General features: G+C 65.3%; 11 protein-coding genes. 1 reads left to right on the top strand and 10 read right to left on the bottom strand.

Going from position 1 to position 14968, the window contains the following annotated elements:
- Positions 1 to 268: 268 nt before the first annotated feature.
- The 6 genes from FR728_RS03180 to FR728_RS03155 all read right to left on the bottom strand — a co-directional run bounded on the left by FR728_RS03180 (position 269) and on the right by FR728_RS03155 (position 7672).
- Positions 269 to 967 carry a pseudouridine synthase gene (locus tag FR728_RS03180; RefSeq protein ID WP_149891184.1) on the bottom strand — a complete coding sequence of 233 codons (699 nt, stop codon included), beginning with the start codon at positions 965 to 967 and terminating at the stop codon, positions 269 to 271.
- A 3-nt stretch (positions 968 to 970) separates the two neighbouring features.
- Entirely contained in the window at positions 971 to 2020 is a 1050-nt protein-coding gene (locus FR728_RS03175; RefSeq protein ID WP_149891183.1) for a class I SAM-dependent methyltransferase, read from the bottom strand.
- A gap of 87 nt (positions 2021 to 2107) precedes the next feature.
- Entirely contained in the window at positions 2108 to 4570 is a 2463-nt protein-coding gene (locus FR728_RS03170; RefSeq protein ID WP_149891182.1) for a DUF3141 domain-containing protein, read from the bottom strand.
- A gap of 64 nt (positions 4571 to 4634) precedes the next feature.
- Positions 4635 to 5399 carry an enoyl-ACP reductase FabI gene (gene fabI / locus FR728_RS03165; RefSeq protein WP_149891181.1) on the bottom strand — a complete coding sequence of 255 codons (765 nt, stop codon included), beginning with the start codon at positions 5397 to 5399 and terminating at the stop codon, positions 4635 to 4637.
- A gap of 89 nt (positions 5400 to 5488) precedes the next feature.
- Positions 5489 to 6688, bottom strand: coding sequence for an MFS transporter (locus FR728_RS03160; RefSeq protein WP_149891180.1), 1200 nt, complete (start codon positions 6686 to 6688; stop codon positions 5489 to 5491).
- Between the two features lie 84 nt (positions 6689 to 6772).
- The gene (locus FR728_RS03155) at positions 6773 to 7672 is read right to left on the bottom strand and encodes an alpha/beta hydrolase (protein WP_149892178.1); all 900 of its coding nucleotides are present in this window, start codon (positions 7670 to 7672) and stop codon (positions 6773 to 6775) included.
- Positions 7673 to 8118: 446 nt separating this feature from the next.
- Between FR728_RS03155 and FR728_RS03150 the strand changes: the two genes are divergently transcribed.
- Complete coding sequence (locus FR728_RS03150) at positions 8119 to 8823, top strand: ParA family protein (protein ID WP_149891179.1); 705 nt, start codon at positions 8119 to 8121, stop codon at positions 8821 to 8823.
- A 105-nt stretch (positions 8824 to 8928) separates the two neighbouring features.
- On the opposite strand, the gene FR728_RS03145 is transcribed toward FR728_RS03150, so the two are convergent.
- The 4 genes from FR728_RS03145 to FR728_RS03130 all read right to left on the bottom strand — a co-directional run bounded on the left by FR728_RS03145 (position 8929) and on the right by FR728_RS03130 (position 14860).
- Positions 8929 to 9450, bottom strand: a complete 522-nt coding sequence (locus tag FR728_RS03145; RefSeq protein WP_244304362.1) for an isoprenylcysteine carboxylmethyltransferase family protein — start codon at positions 9448 to 9450, stop codon at positions 8929 to 8931.
- Between the two features lie 111 nt (positions 9451 to 9561).
- Entirely contained in the window at positions 9562 to 11670 is a 2109-nt protein-coding gene (locus FR728_RS03140; protein WP_149891177.1) for a putative bifunctional diguanylate cyclase/phosphodiesterase, read from the bottom strand.
- 517 nt (positions 11671 to 12187) lie between these two features.
- Positions 12188 to 13780, bottom strand: a complete 1593-nt coding sequence (locus tag FR728_RS03135) for a peptide chain release factor 3 (RefSeq protein WP_149891176.1) — start codon at positions 13778 to 13780, stop codon at positions 12188 to 12190.
- Between the two features lie 243 nt (positions 13781 to 14023).
- A complete protein-coding gene (locus FR728_RS03130) occupies positions 14024 to 14860 on the bottom strand; it encodes a helix-turn-helix domain-containing protein (RefSeq protein ID WP_149891175.1) in 837 nt (278 codons plus the stop codon).
- Between the last annotated feature and the right edge of the window lie 108 nt (positions 14861 to 14968).

Here is a 14968-nt window from a genome sequence, read left to right as displayed (position 1 = left end):
CGTCATGGCATGGATGCCATGCTCGAGCCATGGCCTGACGACCGTGAGAAACGCGCGCGTCTCCTTCGTCATCCTCGGGCTTGTCCCGAGGATCCAGCACTCTCTTCCTGAGCGAGCGGAAAAGACAGCTGTCTCAGCGGGTTACTGGATCCCTGCCTGCGCAGGGATGACGGGAGCACAGGGCGTGCGGCGGCACGCCGGCCGGTGCCTGGGGCTTGGGCGCTTGGGGGCGTGCGGATGCAGTCCGGGAAGGCCGCCAAGCCGAGGATCAGCCGAAGATCTTCGCCTTGTCGACTTCGTCCAGCAGGCGCCACTCACCTTCCGCGACGCCGTCGAGGCCGAGGCCGCCGATGGTGAGGCGGGAGAGCGCGTTGACGTGGTTGCCGGTGGCGGCAAACATGCGGCGGACCTGATGGTAGCGGCCCTCGTGCAGGGTCAGACGCGCACGCTTCTCGTCAAGAACCTCGAGCTCCGCCGGACGCAGGGGCTTGTCCTCCCCTTCCAGCATCATGTCGCCGGACGCAAAGAGAGCCGCTTCGTCGCCGCGCAAGGGGCGGTCGAGCTCGGCCTCATAGACCTTGGGCACCTCGGACTTCGGCGAGATCACCCGGTGCAGGAAGGTGCCGTCGTCGGTGAAGAGCAGCGCGCCGGAGGTCTCCTTGTCGAGCCGGCCGATGGTGGAAAGCACGGGCTTGCGCACGCGGAACCGGTCCGGCAGGAGATCATAGACGAGGCGGCCGCTGTCCTTCGTCGAGCAGGTGTAACCGACGGGCTTGTTCAGCAGCAGCACCATGCCAGGTGCGGGGTCCAGGGGCTCGTCGTCGAAGAGGATGTCCTCATGGGCCGTGGTCGCATCGGCCTTGAGACGATTGCCTTCGCGATCGGTGACCCAGCCGTGCCTGATGGCGGTCTGGATCTCCTTGCGCGAGCCATAGCCCAGATTGGCGATCAGCTTGACGAGACGCATGGATTATTTCCCCTTGCCCGTTGCCTTAACGGCGCGGATGACCTTGTAGCCGCCCTCGTCGGCAATCATCTCCACCCGCGCGAAGACCTCGTTCAGGGTCTGCTCGTAGGGCAGATGCCGGTTGGCCACCATGAAGAGCTGTCCTCCGCCGCGCAGGCCCCGGGCGGCCGCCCGGATGAAGCCCTGCCCCACGTCGGACCGGTCGGCCTTGCCGCCCTGATGGAAGGGCGGGTTCATGACGATGAAGTCGTAAGGGCCCTCGATGCCGCGGGTCACGTCCGACCAGACCCCGGTCATGGCCTTTGCCGAGGCGAAGCGCTCCAGGTTCTGGCGCGCGAGGTCCAGGGCGCGCTTTTCCGCCTCATAGAGATCCATGGCGACCACCTTGGGCGCGCGCTCGAAGACAGCGCGGGTGAGCACGCCGAGGCCACAGCCGAGATCCGCGCCGCGACCGGCCAGAGTATCCGGCAGATGGGCCATCAGCAGACGGGAGGCCGCATCCACCCGGTCCCAGGCAAAGATGCCCGGACGGGAGACGAACTCGCCCTCGATCACAGGGCGCGGCGCATCCAGCTCTGCCCATTCGGCCACAAGCGCGCTGTTCAGGATGGCGGCATCCTTCACCGCCCAGATGGCGCGGCACTTGTTCTTGATCAGCGTATCGACGGGGCCGCACAGCGCCTTCAGATCGGTCTCGACCGTCTTCGCGCCCTCGGTGTTGGGCGCGCAGGCCAGCACGATGCCACCGTCGCGGGCGGCCAGGACCGCACGGGCGAGTTCGGCACGGGCTTCCTGACGCTGGCGGGTGGGTAGCACGAAGACCCGCTCGAAGGCCTCGCGGGCGGAAAGCTCCGGTTCGACCTTGAGGCCCAGCGCCTCCAGCCGGTCGCGCTCGGGCGCGAAGCTCTGTTCGCAGGTCAGCGAGGCCGCGCCGAGCCCGGTCAGGGCACGGTCTGCGCGGGCGCGCAGGAAGGCCACCGCATGATCCGGAGCGGGCGTCAGGGCCTCCAGATCAAGGGCCATCATCAGGGTATCCAGGGCCGGGTCGCGCATGGTCTGTCCGTCACGGGTTGGCGGAGCGGCGTCAGGCCGCTCCGCAAAAGGCTGTGGCGGGTGCTATAGGCGCGATGGCCGGCGAGGTCAAAGGGAATGGGCCGGCGCGCTGCGGATCCTGCGGGCAACGGGGGCCCGCGACACGGCAGGCGGCGCGCCTGCCTCGTCCAGCGGATCGTCCAGAACGTCGCCCGGGGTCATGTCGAGCTCCAGGACCTCGATGAAGCGATCGATCACCGCGCGGGTATGCTCCGTCATTTCGGCGCGCGGTCCGGGAACATACTGGACGACCAGCACCGCAAGCCGGCGCTCCTCCGGTGTCTTCAGCAGCCGGGCGAGAGAACTCATCGCGGCCTGGGGCGCAAATTCCACGATCAGCTTCTGCTCGTTGAGGATGAGCGCGCGGGTGTCTGCGGGGATGGAGCGGAAAGGCTCGTTCTGGGTCAGTATGCGGGAGGCCCGTTCCAGCCGGTCGGAGCGCACGTTGCCCCGGCTGTCGGCCAGCAGGATCAGCATGCGAATGACCGCCTCGGCAAAGCCCCCTTCCTCCAGGTGATGGAGGGCGGCGCGCACGGCGGGAAGCGAGAGAAGCTCCTCTTCCGTCTTCAAAGTGCGGCCCGGCTGATGGGTGCGGCCGAACCAGCGGGCAACCGGCGTGCCCCAGAGGCCATAGAAAGTGGCCTCATGGCCCATGTCGCGCCAGTCGCGCCACAGGTCGAGAGACTGTTCGACCATGCCGGCAAAGATCGTCTCGCCCAGCAGGAAGGGATTGTCGGCGCGCGCGGGCTTGCGCTCCCGGGTGGCGCGCCCGGCCGCTTCCTTGAGCGGGGCGACGAGAGGATTGCGGGAGGAGAAGAGACCGCGCTGCAGGCGCATGGGGTGCATCTTGCGGCGCAGGTCCGCGCCCTCCTCCGTCACCATGGCCTGGACGAAGGGACGCAGCAGCACGTCATAGGCCTCCGCCTGCTGCTCGGAGTGGCGGGCAACGGCCGCGAAGGGGATCTCGTCGTCACGGCCATCGTCGAAGGCGGCGATGTCGGTCATCTTGCGTTCGTGGAAGGAGACGGTGAAGGTCCGCTCCATCAGCGGCCCCTCGAAATCCTCGATCGTCATCTCGTAAAGGCCGGGGGCAAGACTCTCGATGGTCTTGAGCGTGGAGGCCACGTGGGTGTGCTCGCGCCGGGCGATCTTGGACGAGACGAAGATGCCCAGATGACCGATCTGCTCGTGCACCATGTAGATGATGCGCTGGCCGCGAATGGCGATCTCGCGCTCGTCCGTATAGGTGTCGAGGATCCAGTTGAGCGCCTGTTGCGGCGGGGTGATGTTGTCGCCCCGGCTGGCGAAGGCGATAATGGGCGAGCGGATCGACTTGATGTCGACGGGACGGCCCGGCTCAAGCCGTGCCTCGTTCTTGGCCAGGCGGTTGCCGACGAAGAGCTGCTCCACGATCCAGCGCATCTCCGCCTCGTTGAGCAGGAAGAACCCGCCCCACCAGCGTTCGAACTCCAGGAAACGCTCCCGCTCCGTGTCGACCTTCGAATAGAGATCGAAATACTTGCCGAAGTAATTGCGCGACGGGTTCAGCAGCTCGAAGTTCTGGACGATGTCGGCGCCATCATAGATGCCGTGACCGAGGTCGGCCGCCAGCATGGCGTTGGCGGTGCCGCCCAGAACCCCGCCGTTGTAGCGCATGGGGTTTTCGCCCACACGCCCGGCCCAGGTCTGCACCGGCGCCCCGTTGAGCAGCACGGGGCCGCAGAGATCCGGGTTGGTGGCGGCCAGCAGCAGCGCCGCCCAGCCGCCCTGGCAGTTGCCCGCGACCACCGGCAGCGGGCTGTCGGGATGCAGTTCGCGCACCTTGCTGACGAAGGCGGCTTCCGCATGGGTGACGGCGGCGAGGGTCTGCCCCGGTTCCGGCATGCGGCGGAAGGCGACGAAATAGACCGGGTGACCATCGCGCAGGGCCACGCCCACCTGGCTGTCCGGCTTGAACCCGCCGATGCCGGCACCGTGACCGGCGCGCGGATCGATGATCACATAGGGCCGCTTCCAGTCGAGGATCTCGCAGCCTTCCGGCGGCAGGATCTTGAGCAGCATGTAATTGCAGGGGCGCGGCAGGTCGGCCCCGTCCAGCACCAGCTCATAGTCATAGGCGAGCACGGGCGGGCAGCCGGCGGCCTCGTGATCGAGGTAGATGTCGCCCCGCTCCCGCAGGGTGTCGAGGGTCAGGGTCATGCGCTGGGCGGCGTCGAAAAGATACTCGTTCCAGGCATCCAGCACTGTGGTGCCCTTGGCGGGTTCCAGCAACTGATGGGCAAAGGCGGTGGTGCGCTCCGCCGTTTCCTTGAGCCGCTCCGAATGGCTCTGCATCAGCTTTTCCATGTGAATGGAGATGCCGCGCTGGAGGATCCCGGCGGTCGAGCCCCATTCCTGGAACTGGGCGGTCCAGGCCAGCATGCGATCGCTTGGCGACCAGGCGGTGGCGTCGGTCATGCGGTCGAGCAGCTCGTTCTGGCTGGCGGTGATGGCGTCGAAGATGTCTTTCATGGCCGTGGGTTCCTGGATCCCGAAAGGTCAGGCGGCGGCTGGTCGGACTGACCGGCCCGCCGGCCTAGCCGATGATGCTGTAGCCCCCGTCGATGGGGTGAACGCCGCCGGTGAGGTTTCGTGCCTCGCGGCTGGCAAGAAAGGCGCAATAGGCGCCCACGTCGTCGATGGATGCCAGATGATGGGTCGGCGCGCGGGCGGCCGCATCATTGAGCAGAGCGTCGAAGGAGGCGATGCCGGAGGCGGCGCGGGTCTGGAGCGGCCCCGGCGACAGGGCGTGAACCGAGATGCCCTTCGGGCCCAGTTCGGCCGCCGCATAGCGGGTGGCCGATTCCAGGGCGGCCTTCACCGGCCCCATGAGGTTGTAGTGGCTGACCACCCGCTGGGCACCGTGGAAGGATACGGTCATGCAGGTGCCGCCGTCTGGCATCAGGGGCTCCGCCTTGCGGATCAGGCGCAGGAAGGAATGGACGGACACGTCCATCGCCAGGGCGAAGCCTTCAGCCGAACAGTCGACCACCCGGCCCTGAAGATCGTCCTTGAGGGAAAAGGCGATGGAATGCACCAGCGTGTCGAGACGGCCCCACTGGCTGGCGATTTCGGCAAAGAGCGCGTTGACCTGAACCTCGTCGCGCACGTCGAGCGGCTCGAAGATCTCCGCGCCGAGTTGCTCGGCCAGCGGCCGCACGTGGGGTTCGGCCTTGGCATTGAGATAGGTGATCGCAAGATCCGCCCCTTGCGCCTTGAGCGCGCGGGCACAGCCCCAGGCGATGGACTGGTCGTTGGCGACACCGACAACCAGCGCCTTCTGACCGGTGAGATCAAACATGCGGCTACCTCCGGATCCGTCCCGACAGGGGAGCGAAGGCTTCATATTGCGCCGCAACAATGAAAGTTTAAAGGCAGGGAATGGATTTTTTAATCCGCAGGCGCGCCTTTTGTCGCAGCGCAGCATGACCAGAGGGCCATCGCGCCCCCCACAAGCGCGGTAAAGAGCGCAATGGCGAAGATCACGGCACGGGCGTCCGCCCCGACGGCAAAGAGCGTGACCAAAAGCCCGGCAAGCGGCTGGGACAGATTGTTGAAGCAGACGATCAGGCCTGTTGTCTTGCCGAAATCGGCCAACGGTATCAGCGTCTTGCGCAGGGTGCGCACATAGACGTTGAACATCTTGTCAAAGCCGGTGAGCAGAATGAAGCCGGCCGCATAGACCACCGGGTCGGCCCCGAAGCCCGTCAGGAAGGCGCCGAGGGTGATGGCCCCGTAGGACAGGCCGCCAAGCAGCGCGAGCGGAAGGCGCACATGGGCGGTCAGGAACAGTACCGCGATGGTTGCCGCAGCCCCCGCCGTCTGCAGCAGCGCATAAGCGGTCTCGTCCTGCCCCTGCAGCCCGGTGACCATAGCGGCCGACGTCGCCAGCGTCACCCCAATCACCAGATTGACCGCCATGGCAAGCAGGATCGGGCGGAATAGCCCGGGAATCGTGCGGATCCGCTCCAAACCGATGAGGAGCGACGTCGCCCAGCTCTCCCGCACGGGAGGCAGCGCCTGAAGCGAGGGATCGTGCCGGCCGGACCACAGTGTGCTGAACAGATCGGCCACCAGAAAGATGACGGCGGCAATGAGCACCACGCCCTGCCAGGGCAGAAGGCCGAGCAGGAAAGCGGCCACAAGGGGCCCCAGCACCGTGCCGAGCTGGTCGGCGAGCTGAGTGTAGCTTGCCACCGTCTCGAACCGTTCGCGGGCAAAGACCCGGGGCAGGATCGCCTCGCGCGCCATCAGCCCCTGGGTGGTCAGGACACCGCTGATCGCCGAGAGCCCGATGAGCCACCACACGCCGCCCATGGTCCATTCCCCCGCCATTCCGAGAAGGCAGACCAGCGCGCGCAGGGCCTGGCTCCAGCGTAGCAGGCGATAGGGCGCGATGCGATCGCACAGGATGCCGGTGACGGGAAAGGCCACATAGCGCGGAAAAGTCTCCGCAAAGAAGGCCAGCCCCGACCAGCCGACGCTTCCCGTGATCTGAAAGACCACGAGCGGCACCAGAAACAGCAGGATCTGGTCACCGAGCCGGGTGAAGAACAGTGAGACGAAGAACGACGCGTGGTGGCGGAGCATTCGGGTTCCTTCAGCGATGGCACGGGGCGCCGGAACCGCCTCGCCCTCGTCCTGCTCGGGCAAGGCGCAGACCGGAGGAGGCTTCTAGCGGGAGAAGATCCAGTTCAGCACAAGACGCCAATCCGTCATGCGGATGGGGGTGCCGTGGGATCCGGTGTCGAAGAGGTGGAACTTGATCGGATAGTCGGGAGCATTCGCCTTGATCTGCTGGAAGAAGGCTGCCTGGTCTTCCCAGTTGTAGACCGTGTCGGCGGAGCCCTGGCCCATGTAGATCGGCACCCGGCGCCCCAGCACGCCGGCAGAGAAGATGTTCGGGTCCTTGGGCGACCCCATGAGCATGATGCCGTCCACCAGTCCGGCGGTGCGGCCATCCTTGATCAGGTTCCAGCAGATGATGCCGCCCATGGAGCCGCAGGCCACCACGACCTGCGCCCCGGGGGACAGCTGGCGCTGGTAGGAGATCAGGGCGGCCAGGTCGGCCGTGCCCTTGTCGCCGAAATCGGCGAACTCGGTGGAGAGATAGGCTCCCCCGTTGCGGACCATCAGGTTCTTGATGCGATTGAAGTTGCCGCCAAAGCTCTCGTCATTCATGCCCTGGAAGCGGTTGCCGCCCTGGCCGTGAACATAGATCACCACCGCCTTCGCCCCGCCGCGAGCCTTGCCCACGCCGACATAGCGGATGGTACGGCCGTTGGCGGAGAGCTCGTAGTTGGACTGGGAACCGCGCGGCTTGTAGGACACGTAATGGCCGAAGACCTTGCGCTCGTCGATCTCGTCCCGGTCCCACAGGTCCCGCTTCTTGGAATAGTCCACCACCAGGAAGTCGCCGTTGAAGCGGCTGTCGGTCACCGTTCGGTAGGAGAAGAGGTTCTCCTTGTAGGGCTGAAGTTCCAGCGCCAGGGCCCCGGCGGGCAGCGCGAGAGAAAGGGCGAACGCCATCGCCAGCGCCCGCAGTCGGCCCCTGTTGGCGCGCAGATGCATCATCACGTCCTGGTCCTTCCACTGGAACGCAAGCGGCGTTCCCTGTCTTGAGCGGCGCGGCGCTGCCTCGCGCCTCCGGTTTGCCGCAAGGGTTTCACGGGGCCCGCCGGCTTGCAAGCAGGCGCCGTGTGCGCCCTGCCCCGGTCCACAGGCAAGACGCTCCGCCCGGGATCCGCTCCCCCGCATTTCCAGCCTCTGCGTTTTCGTCTGCGGTGCGTGCGCCTTGCGGCTGCTTCGCCCCTTCCCAAGGGCGTGTAGCGCGGCTGCGAAAGCAACCTTCGTCAGTTTTGCGGAGGTCTTGGCCATGGTTCTCAGTCATCACCATAAGCATTTGAGCGAAAAAGACATTTTATTAACCAATTAATCTTTTGGTAACCATGTTTCCATGACACTCCCGTTAGGAAACCCGCCCTGAAGAAAGCGGGGAAAATGGAGCCAGGAGACCCAAGATGCCAGTCATTTCCTTCGCGAACGCAAAGGGCGGAGCAGGCAAGACAACGGCAGCCCTGTTGCTGGCGACAGAAGTCGCCGAACGCGGCAAGAGTGTGACCCTGTTCGATGCGGACCCCCAGAGATGGATTTCCACCTGGTCCGATCTTCCCGGCCGGCCCGGCAACATCCAGGTCATCAGCGAGACAACTCCAGCCTCCATCACCGAGCAGATCATGGATGCGGCGGCCCGCAGCGACTATGTGATCGTGGATCTGGAAGGCACGGAAAACCTCATCGTGGCCAACACCCTGTCGGTCTCCGATCTGGTGGTCATTCCGATCCAGGGGTCGTCCATGGACGCCCGCGGCGGCGCCAAGATCCTCAACCTCATCAAGAAGCTCGAAAAGATCGTCCGGCACGACATCAAGCACTGCGTGGTGCTGACGCGCACCAATGCCGCCGTCACGACGCGGGCGCTCAAGGCGGTGCAGGAAAACCTGGCGGTCGCGGGCATCGACGTGCTGCTGACACCAATCGTCGAGCGGGCTGCCTACCGGGATCTCTTCGACTTCGGCGGCGGACTGCGCAGCCAGGACACCCGCATGGTCAGCAACCTGGACAAGGCCAAGGAAAACGCCGAGATGTTCGCGGCCGAGATCCTGGAACGCGCCATGGTGAGCCCGCGCCGGCGCTGGTACGACATCTTCAAGAAGGTCTCCTGAGAGCCCTCCCCCGATCCCATCCCTCTGCTCGATATCAGCCGACAGAGAACCTTGACGCCCCGGACATGTCCCCCCGGGGCGTCTTTTCGTTCTGCACCACGCCCGTCAGTAGTCCGGGAAATGCCCGCGCATGATCGCCTCTTCCTGCCGGATGCGCAGGGCGAGCACCGCCAGATAGACCGGAAGTCCGACCGCTAGCGTCCACCAGGCGCTCAGAGCCAGGGCCAGGCCGATCATCTCGGGCAGCAGGTTCAGGATGTAATTCGGGTGGCGCAGGCGTCTGAACAGGGCGTTCGTCACCAGATGGTGGTCGCGGGCAACGATGATCTTGACGGTCCAGAACCGGCCGAGCACCCGCATCACCCAGCCCAGCGCCAGCATGGACAGAGCCCACAGCACCATCCCGGCGATGCTGAGCCCGCTCACCGCAGCACCCGTCACTTCGGCCTCGCCGATGGCACAGAGGTAATAGGCAATGTGAACGGCGGCCAGAACGGCGCTGGTGCGGGCATGAAATTCCACCGCGCCGTCGCGCTTCATCCGGGCCTCGTTACGCAGGGACACGCGCAAGGCCGCAAAGCGGAGGATCACGGCGAGCGCGATGAAGAGCAGAAGAGGCGTTGGCACGAGGGTTCCCTTTCGGATCATGGGCCCCTGGCTCAAGGGGCGGACTGCCGGAAGGGTTAAGGGGTTTGCGGCCCTCACGCAACGTCGCGAGAGCGACCTTGAGGCAGAGTCTCAGCCGCGCCGCTCGCGCAGATCGACGACCAATGGGGTCCGGCGTGTGGAGATCGGCTTGCGCCCCGAGCCCGGCGGGGGCTCAAGCGTCTCCCGGAGGGCCCGGCGGGCATCGCTCACCGGACACGGATGCCCGAGATGGAAGCCCTGACCTTCCGCGCAACCCTCCTTGCGCACCAGGTCCAGCTGATCCGGCGTCTCGATCCCTTCCGCAAGCACCGGAATGTCCAGCGCCTGTCCGAGGGTGAGCACGGCCTTGAAGATGGCCTTCGAGGTTCGGTCATGGCCAATGCGGTCAACGAAGGACTTGTCCAGCTTGATTCGGCTGAAGGGAAAGACCTGCAGGGTTTCCAGGGAGAAATGCCCGCTGCCGAAGTGGTCCAGGGCAATGCCCACCCCCAGCGCCCGCATCTGGCCCATCACCTGAAGGGCGCGGGTCCGGTCGACGATCAGCGCCTCCTCCGTGATTTCCAGCTCCAGCCGGTCGGCAGGCAGCCCGCTTGCCAGAAGGGTCTCATGCAGCAGCCTGGGAAGTGACGGATCGAGGATCTGTTCGGCGGAGACATTGACTGAGACCCGCGTGGGCGGATCGAAGGTCAGGGCATCATCGCAGGCCCGCTGAAGCACCCAGGCGCTGAGGTGCCCGAGAAGCCCATCACGAAGGGCCACGGGAATGAAGACGCACGGCGCAATGACCCCCAGCCGGGGATGGGTCCAGCGCAGGAGCGCCTCGAAGCCGCTGATCGGATCGCCGCCTGTCAGGCGCTTCTGGACCTGATAGTGAAGCTCAAGAGCATCCTCTTCCAGGGCCAGCCGCAGCGCCTCTGCCATCTGCCGCCGCTCTTCCACGTCCTGCGCAATCTCCGCATCATAAAGGCACAGGTCCTCCATGCCGGAATGCTTGGCGTGATACATGGCCAGATCAGCCCGATCGAGCAGCTCTGCCGTATCGCGGGCATCGTCGGGCCAGACCGCGGCCCCCATGCTGGCCCCGACGCAGACCTTCTGCCCCCCGACCTTCATCGGCATGGTGATCAGGGCAGACAGGCGCTCGGCGAATTTCTGGATTTCCAGTCGGTCACTGTAACGGCGGATGGAGACGAACTCGTCGCCTCCGATCCGTGCCACGAATTCCCCGTCCCGAAGCACTTGCTGCAGGCGCTGGGCAAGGGTCTGAAGCACTTCGTCGCCGGCAGCATGTCCGAGCGTGTCGTTGATTTCCTTGAACCGGTTGAGATCGATGGCAATGACAGCAAAGCGGGAGCGATCCTTGCGGACGCGCGCGAGCATGCGGGACATGTAGTCCCGGCTCGCCACCCGGTTCGGCAATCCGGTCAGAGGATCATGGGCCGCCATGTGCTGAAATTCGGCCCGGGTGTCCTCGCGCACCTGCGTGTCGATGAGGTAGCTGGCCAGCCCTGTCCCGATGATGATCAGGGCAACCACCGCAATCGCCAGCGCCAGGGCGGTGATCGCAGCTGCATCGGTCACGGGGAAGGTTCCGGCCATGGGTGTGACGCGGAACGCCGTCATGCCCGTGAAGTGAAGTCCGACGATGGCCACGACCATCAGGCTGACAGCGCTCCAGAACCGTCGCGCTCCCGCCTCGTGCCACAGCAGATGGAAGGATGTAGCCGACAGCGCCGCAGACAGGGCGATGGAGGCCACCACATAGGCGAACTGCCAGTCCACCAGCCCGGTGACGCGATAGGCGAACATGCCGGTGTAATGCATCGCGGAGAAGGACAGGCCGCACAGGGCACCCGCGACGACAGGCAGGATGCGCGTGGCGCGTCCGCCGCTGACCAGCAGGCTGACGAAGAGCCCGAGCATGGCCACCACGAGGGACAGGCCGGTCAGGGCCGGATCGAAGGTCACGGGCGCCCCGGGATCAAAGGCCAGCATGGCGACGAAATGGGTGGCCCAGACCCCTCCCCCGCCGGCGACAGCCGCCAGAAAACGCCAGCCGGTCTTCTGGGCTCCAGAGGTCATGTTGCCGCGCTGGACCAGACGGAGAAAGACCGTCGATCCGAACAGGCAGACGATCGCGGCGATGATCACCAACGGCAGGCTGTTCTCATAGGCAATGCACTGAAAAACCGACACCATGGTACTACTCGGGAAAATACTTACATTCCCCAGCGTAAGTTACGGAGATTACCAAAATCCTTATTGTATTATAAGCACTTATAACCTCGCGACAAATGACAGAGGTGCGATTGGGATCGTGAAGGGACGGGCGCGAGGGAACGACAGCCCCCCATAAATGATGTGCGGTGCATCGCCCCTCGGACCGTCATGCCCGGGCCTGTCCCGAGCCTCCGAAGTCCTCCCCCAGCTCAAGAAAGACTGGATTCCCGGCACAAGGCCGGGAATGACGGGTGGTTGAGCCTCCCCCCAACCAGGCCTTTGTCCTCCCGGATAAGGGCTTGCCCGAAGATCCGGGATCGGTGAGCCGAGGGCGTTGCCGGGAGGCCTCCCGGAAAGCGCGGCAGGGGCTCACCGGTCCCGGTTCGCGCTGCGCTTGACCGGGATGACGATCGTAAGGGAACCACCCAGTCGGGAACGCAAAAGGGCGCGGCAGGTTGGCCGCGCCCTTGAAACATATCCGGTGATCGCTTGCCGGTCAGGTGTAGACGATCTCGCGGGTCTCGCGGAACTTCACGTCCGGATATTTTTCACCGATGTAGCCCACTTCCCAGGAGTTCTTGAACAGGAACACCGGGCGATCATCGCGGTCATTGGCGATGGACATGCGGTGGTTCTCGATCATCTTCTGCAGGGTGGCGTTGTCGGTCTCGATCCAGCGAGCGGTGGAATAGTTCACCGGCTCGAAGGAGATTTCCGTGCCGTATTCCTGACGGATGCGCTCGATCACCACGTCGAGCTGCAGGATGCCGACGACGCCGACGATCCAGTTGGAGCCGATGTCCGGCTTGAAGATCTGCACGAGGCCTTCCTCGGCCAGATCCTGCAGGCCCTGACGCATCTGCTTGACCTTCATCGTGTCGCCAAGGCGCACGCGGCGCAGGACTTCCGGCGCGAAGGCCGGCAGGCCGGTGACGTGGATTTCCTCGCCCTCGGTCAGGGTGTCCCCCACCCGAAGCTGGCCATGGTTGGGCACACCGATCACATCGCCCGGGAAGGCTTCCTCGGCAATTTCGCGCTCTTCGGCGAAGAAGAAGATCGGCGCGGACACGGCGATCTGCTTTCCGGCGCGCACGTGCTTCAGCTTCATGCCACGCTTGAAGGTGCCCGAGCACAGGCGCACGAAGGCGATGCGGTCGCGGTGCTTGGGGTCCATGTTGGCCTGCACCTTGAAGACGAAGCCGGTGACCTTGTCCTCATCCGGCGAGATCACACGGCCGCCGGTGGCATTCTGGGAATGGGGCGGAGGCGCAAACTGGGCGATGAAGTCGAGCAGCTCCTCGACGCCATAGTCACGCAGGGCCGAACCGAAGAAGACCGGGGTCAGGTGCCCTTCCAGGAAGCTCTCCCGGTCGAATTCGGCATAGCCTTCAGCACCCAGTTCGACGTTCTCGGTCAGCTCGTCCATGATCCGGTCGAAGACTACGTCGGTGAGGATCGGATCCTCGAGGCCAGTGACCTCCTTCGTCTGACGGAACGGGCCGCCGCGCTCACCCTCGGAGGTATGGAACTTGCGGTTCTTCCAGTCATAGACGCCGAAGAAGTCGGAGCCCATCCCAACCGGCCAGGTCATCGGAGAGACGTCGAGGGCAAGGGCTTCCTGCACCTCGTCGAGGATCTCCAGCGCATGACGGCCTTCACGGTCGATCTTGTTGACGAAGGTGATGATCGGAATGTCGCGCAGACGGCAGACCTCGAAGAGCTTGCGCGTCTGGGTTTCGATCCCCTTGGCGGCGTCGATCACCATGATCGCCGCATCGACGGCGGTCAGGGTGCGATAGGTGTCTTCGGAGAAGTCCTCGTGGCCCGGCGTGTCCAGCAGGTTGTAGATGATGCCGCCGCGCTCGAAGGTCATGACCGAGGACGAGACCGAGATGCCGCGTTCCTGTTCGATCTTCATCCAGTCGGAGCGGGCCCGGCGCCGTTCGCCACGGGCACGCACCTGACCGGCGGCTCGGATGGCGCCCCCCGACAGCAGCAGCTTTTCGGTCAGCGTCGTCTTGCCGGCGTCCGGGTGGGAGATGATGGCGAAGGTGCGGCGGTTCTTGTAGGTGGCGCCGTTGGCGGTCATGGGGTCGGGCTCCTGGCCGGAAAATGGGCCCGTCGCGGCCCCTGGCGCCGGCGCTCGACAGGAACGGATACCGGGACCGTCGGTCGCCGGATCGTTTCTGGGCGCGGACGCGGGCCGAAGCGACGGACCGGACTGCTTGTTCGTTGGCGCAAGGTCATAGAGAAACAGCGGCCAAAAGGCCAGAGGCTTTTGCCGGGCGCGTGCCCTGTGCCAGCCTCTTCGCCGGGGCCGCCGGCCCGAGGGTCAGCCGGCCTCCGGGCGCCCGGCGATGGCGTTGGAAATGGCCTTCGCCGTTGCCTTGAGATCGCCAAGGAAGGTGGCGGCAAAGGCCTCGGGCGCCTTGAAGCTGCGCGGCCAGATGAGCGTGACCGCGCCGGAAGGCCAGTTGTTGACGTGGATGGGCACGGCGATGGCGGCCAGTCCGTCATCCAGCACGGTCTCGCCCAGATAGTTCGACAGGCGGGAGCCATAACCCTGCGCCCGCACCTGGCTCAGGCGGAGCATGTAATCCTCGAGGTTCATGTCGAACCGCTTGAGACCCCAGACCGGATCACCGCTGGTCTGGCGGGCGTGTTCGGCGACGACATCATCCGGCATGGCCGCAAGGCACGCGGACCCCGTCGCAGAGCCGAAGATGTTGATCACCCGGTTCACGAAGCCATGGTTGAGGCGATAGGGGCTGAGAGGCCGGGTGCTGTCGACGATGCGCATCTTCGACCCTTCCACGATGTGGATGTCGGAGGGCCAGTCGACCTTGCGGGTCAGGGCCATGAGATGCGGCATGGCCCGGTCGATGAGCATGGCGAGTTCCAGCGCCTGAGGCGCATCGCTGCCGGGCGGAAAGATCACGTTGGAGCGAAACAGCCGGTCGGTGAGCGACTGGCGGATCACGTGCCGCTCGAGCAGGGTTCCGAGCAGACGGCGCAGGGTGGATTTCGGCAGCCCGGTATGGCGGTTCAGGTCGGCCAGACTGCAGGCGCCATGGCGGGCCAGGGCCTCGAGAACGTCGATGCCCCGGTCGAGGGACCGATTCTGCAACCGCGCGGCGGCGTCGGTTCCCGTCTCTGCTTCATCTGTCATTTCGCCTCTCTGCCCTCTTGAAGCGCCTGATAACGGTAAAATTGCCAAAGCCCGACGCGGAAGACCAGTGTCAAGATTCCATCTTCACGTCTGCCGACAGAGGCCTGA

The sequence above is a fragment of the Roseibium aestuarii genome (assembly GCF_008477545.1).
In the GTDB taxonomy this organism is placed as follows: domain Bacteria; phylum Pseudomonadota; class Alphaproteobacteria; order Rhizobiales; family Stappiaceae; genus Roseibium; species Roseibium aestuarii.
The sequence above is the reverse complement of the archived record's forward strand: the minus strand, read 5'-3'. Positions and strand labels throughout refer to the sequence as shown.

What these genes read in the sequence shown, in the direction of transcription:
- FR728_RS03180 (WP_149891184.1), bottom strand. Translation starts at nt 967, where the DNA reads ATGCGTCTCGTCAAGCTGATCGCCAATCTGGGCTATGGCTCGCGCAAG.
- FR728_RS03135 (WP_149891176.1), bottom strand. Translation starts at nt 13,780, where the DNA reads ATGACCGCCAACGGCGCCACCTACAAGAACCGCCGCACCTTCGCCATC.
- fabI (WP_149891181.1), bottom strand. Translation starts at nt 5,399, where the DNA reads ATGTTTGATCTCACCGGTCAGAAGGCGCTGGTTGTCGGTGTCGCCAAC.
- FR728_RS03160 (WP_149891180.1), bottom strand. Translation starts at nt 6,688, where the DNA reads ATGCTCCGCCACCACGCGTCGTTCTTCGTCTCACTGTTCTTCACCCGG.
- FR728_RS03130 (WP_149891175.1), bottom strand. Translation starts at nt 14,860, where the DNA reads ATGACAGATGAAGCAGAGACGGGAACCGACGCCGCCGCGCGGTTGCAG.
- FR728_RS03150 (WP_149891179.1), top strand. Translation starts at nt 8,119, where the DNA reads ATGCCAGTCATTTCCTTCGCGAACGCAAAGGGCGGAGCAGGCAAGACA.
- FR728_RS03140 (WP_149891177.1), bottom strand. Translation starts at nt 11,670, where the DNA reads ATGGTGTCGGTTTTTCAGTGCATTGCCTATGAGAACAGCCTGCCGTTG.
- FR728_RS03170 (WP_149891182.1), bottom strand. Translation starts at nt 4,570, where the DNA reads ATGAAAGACATCTTCGACGCCATCACCGCCAGCCAGAACGAGCTGCTC.
- FR728_RS03175 (WP_149891183.1), bottom strand. Translation starts at nt 2,020, where the DNA reads ATGCGCGACCCGGCCCTGGATACCCTGATGATGGCCCTTGATCTGGAG.
- FR728_RS03155 (WP_149892178.1), bottom strand. Translation starts at nt 7,672, where the DNA reads ATGATGCATCTGCGCGCCAACAGGGGCCGACTGCGGGCGCTGGCGATG.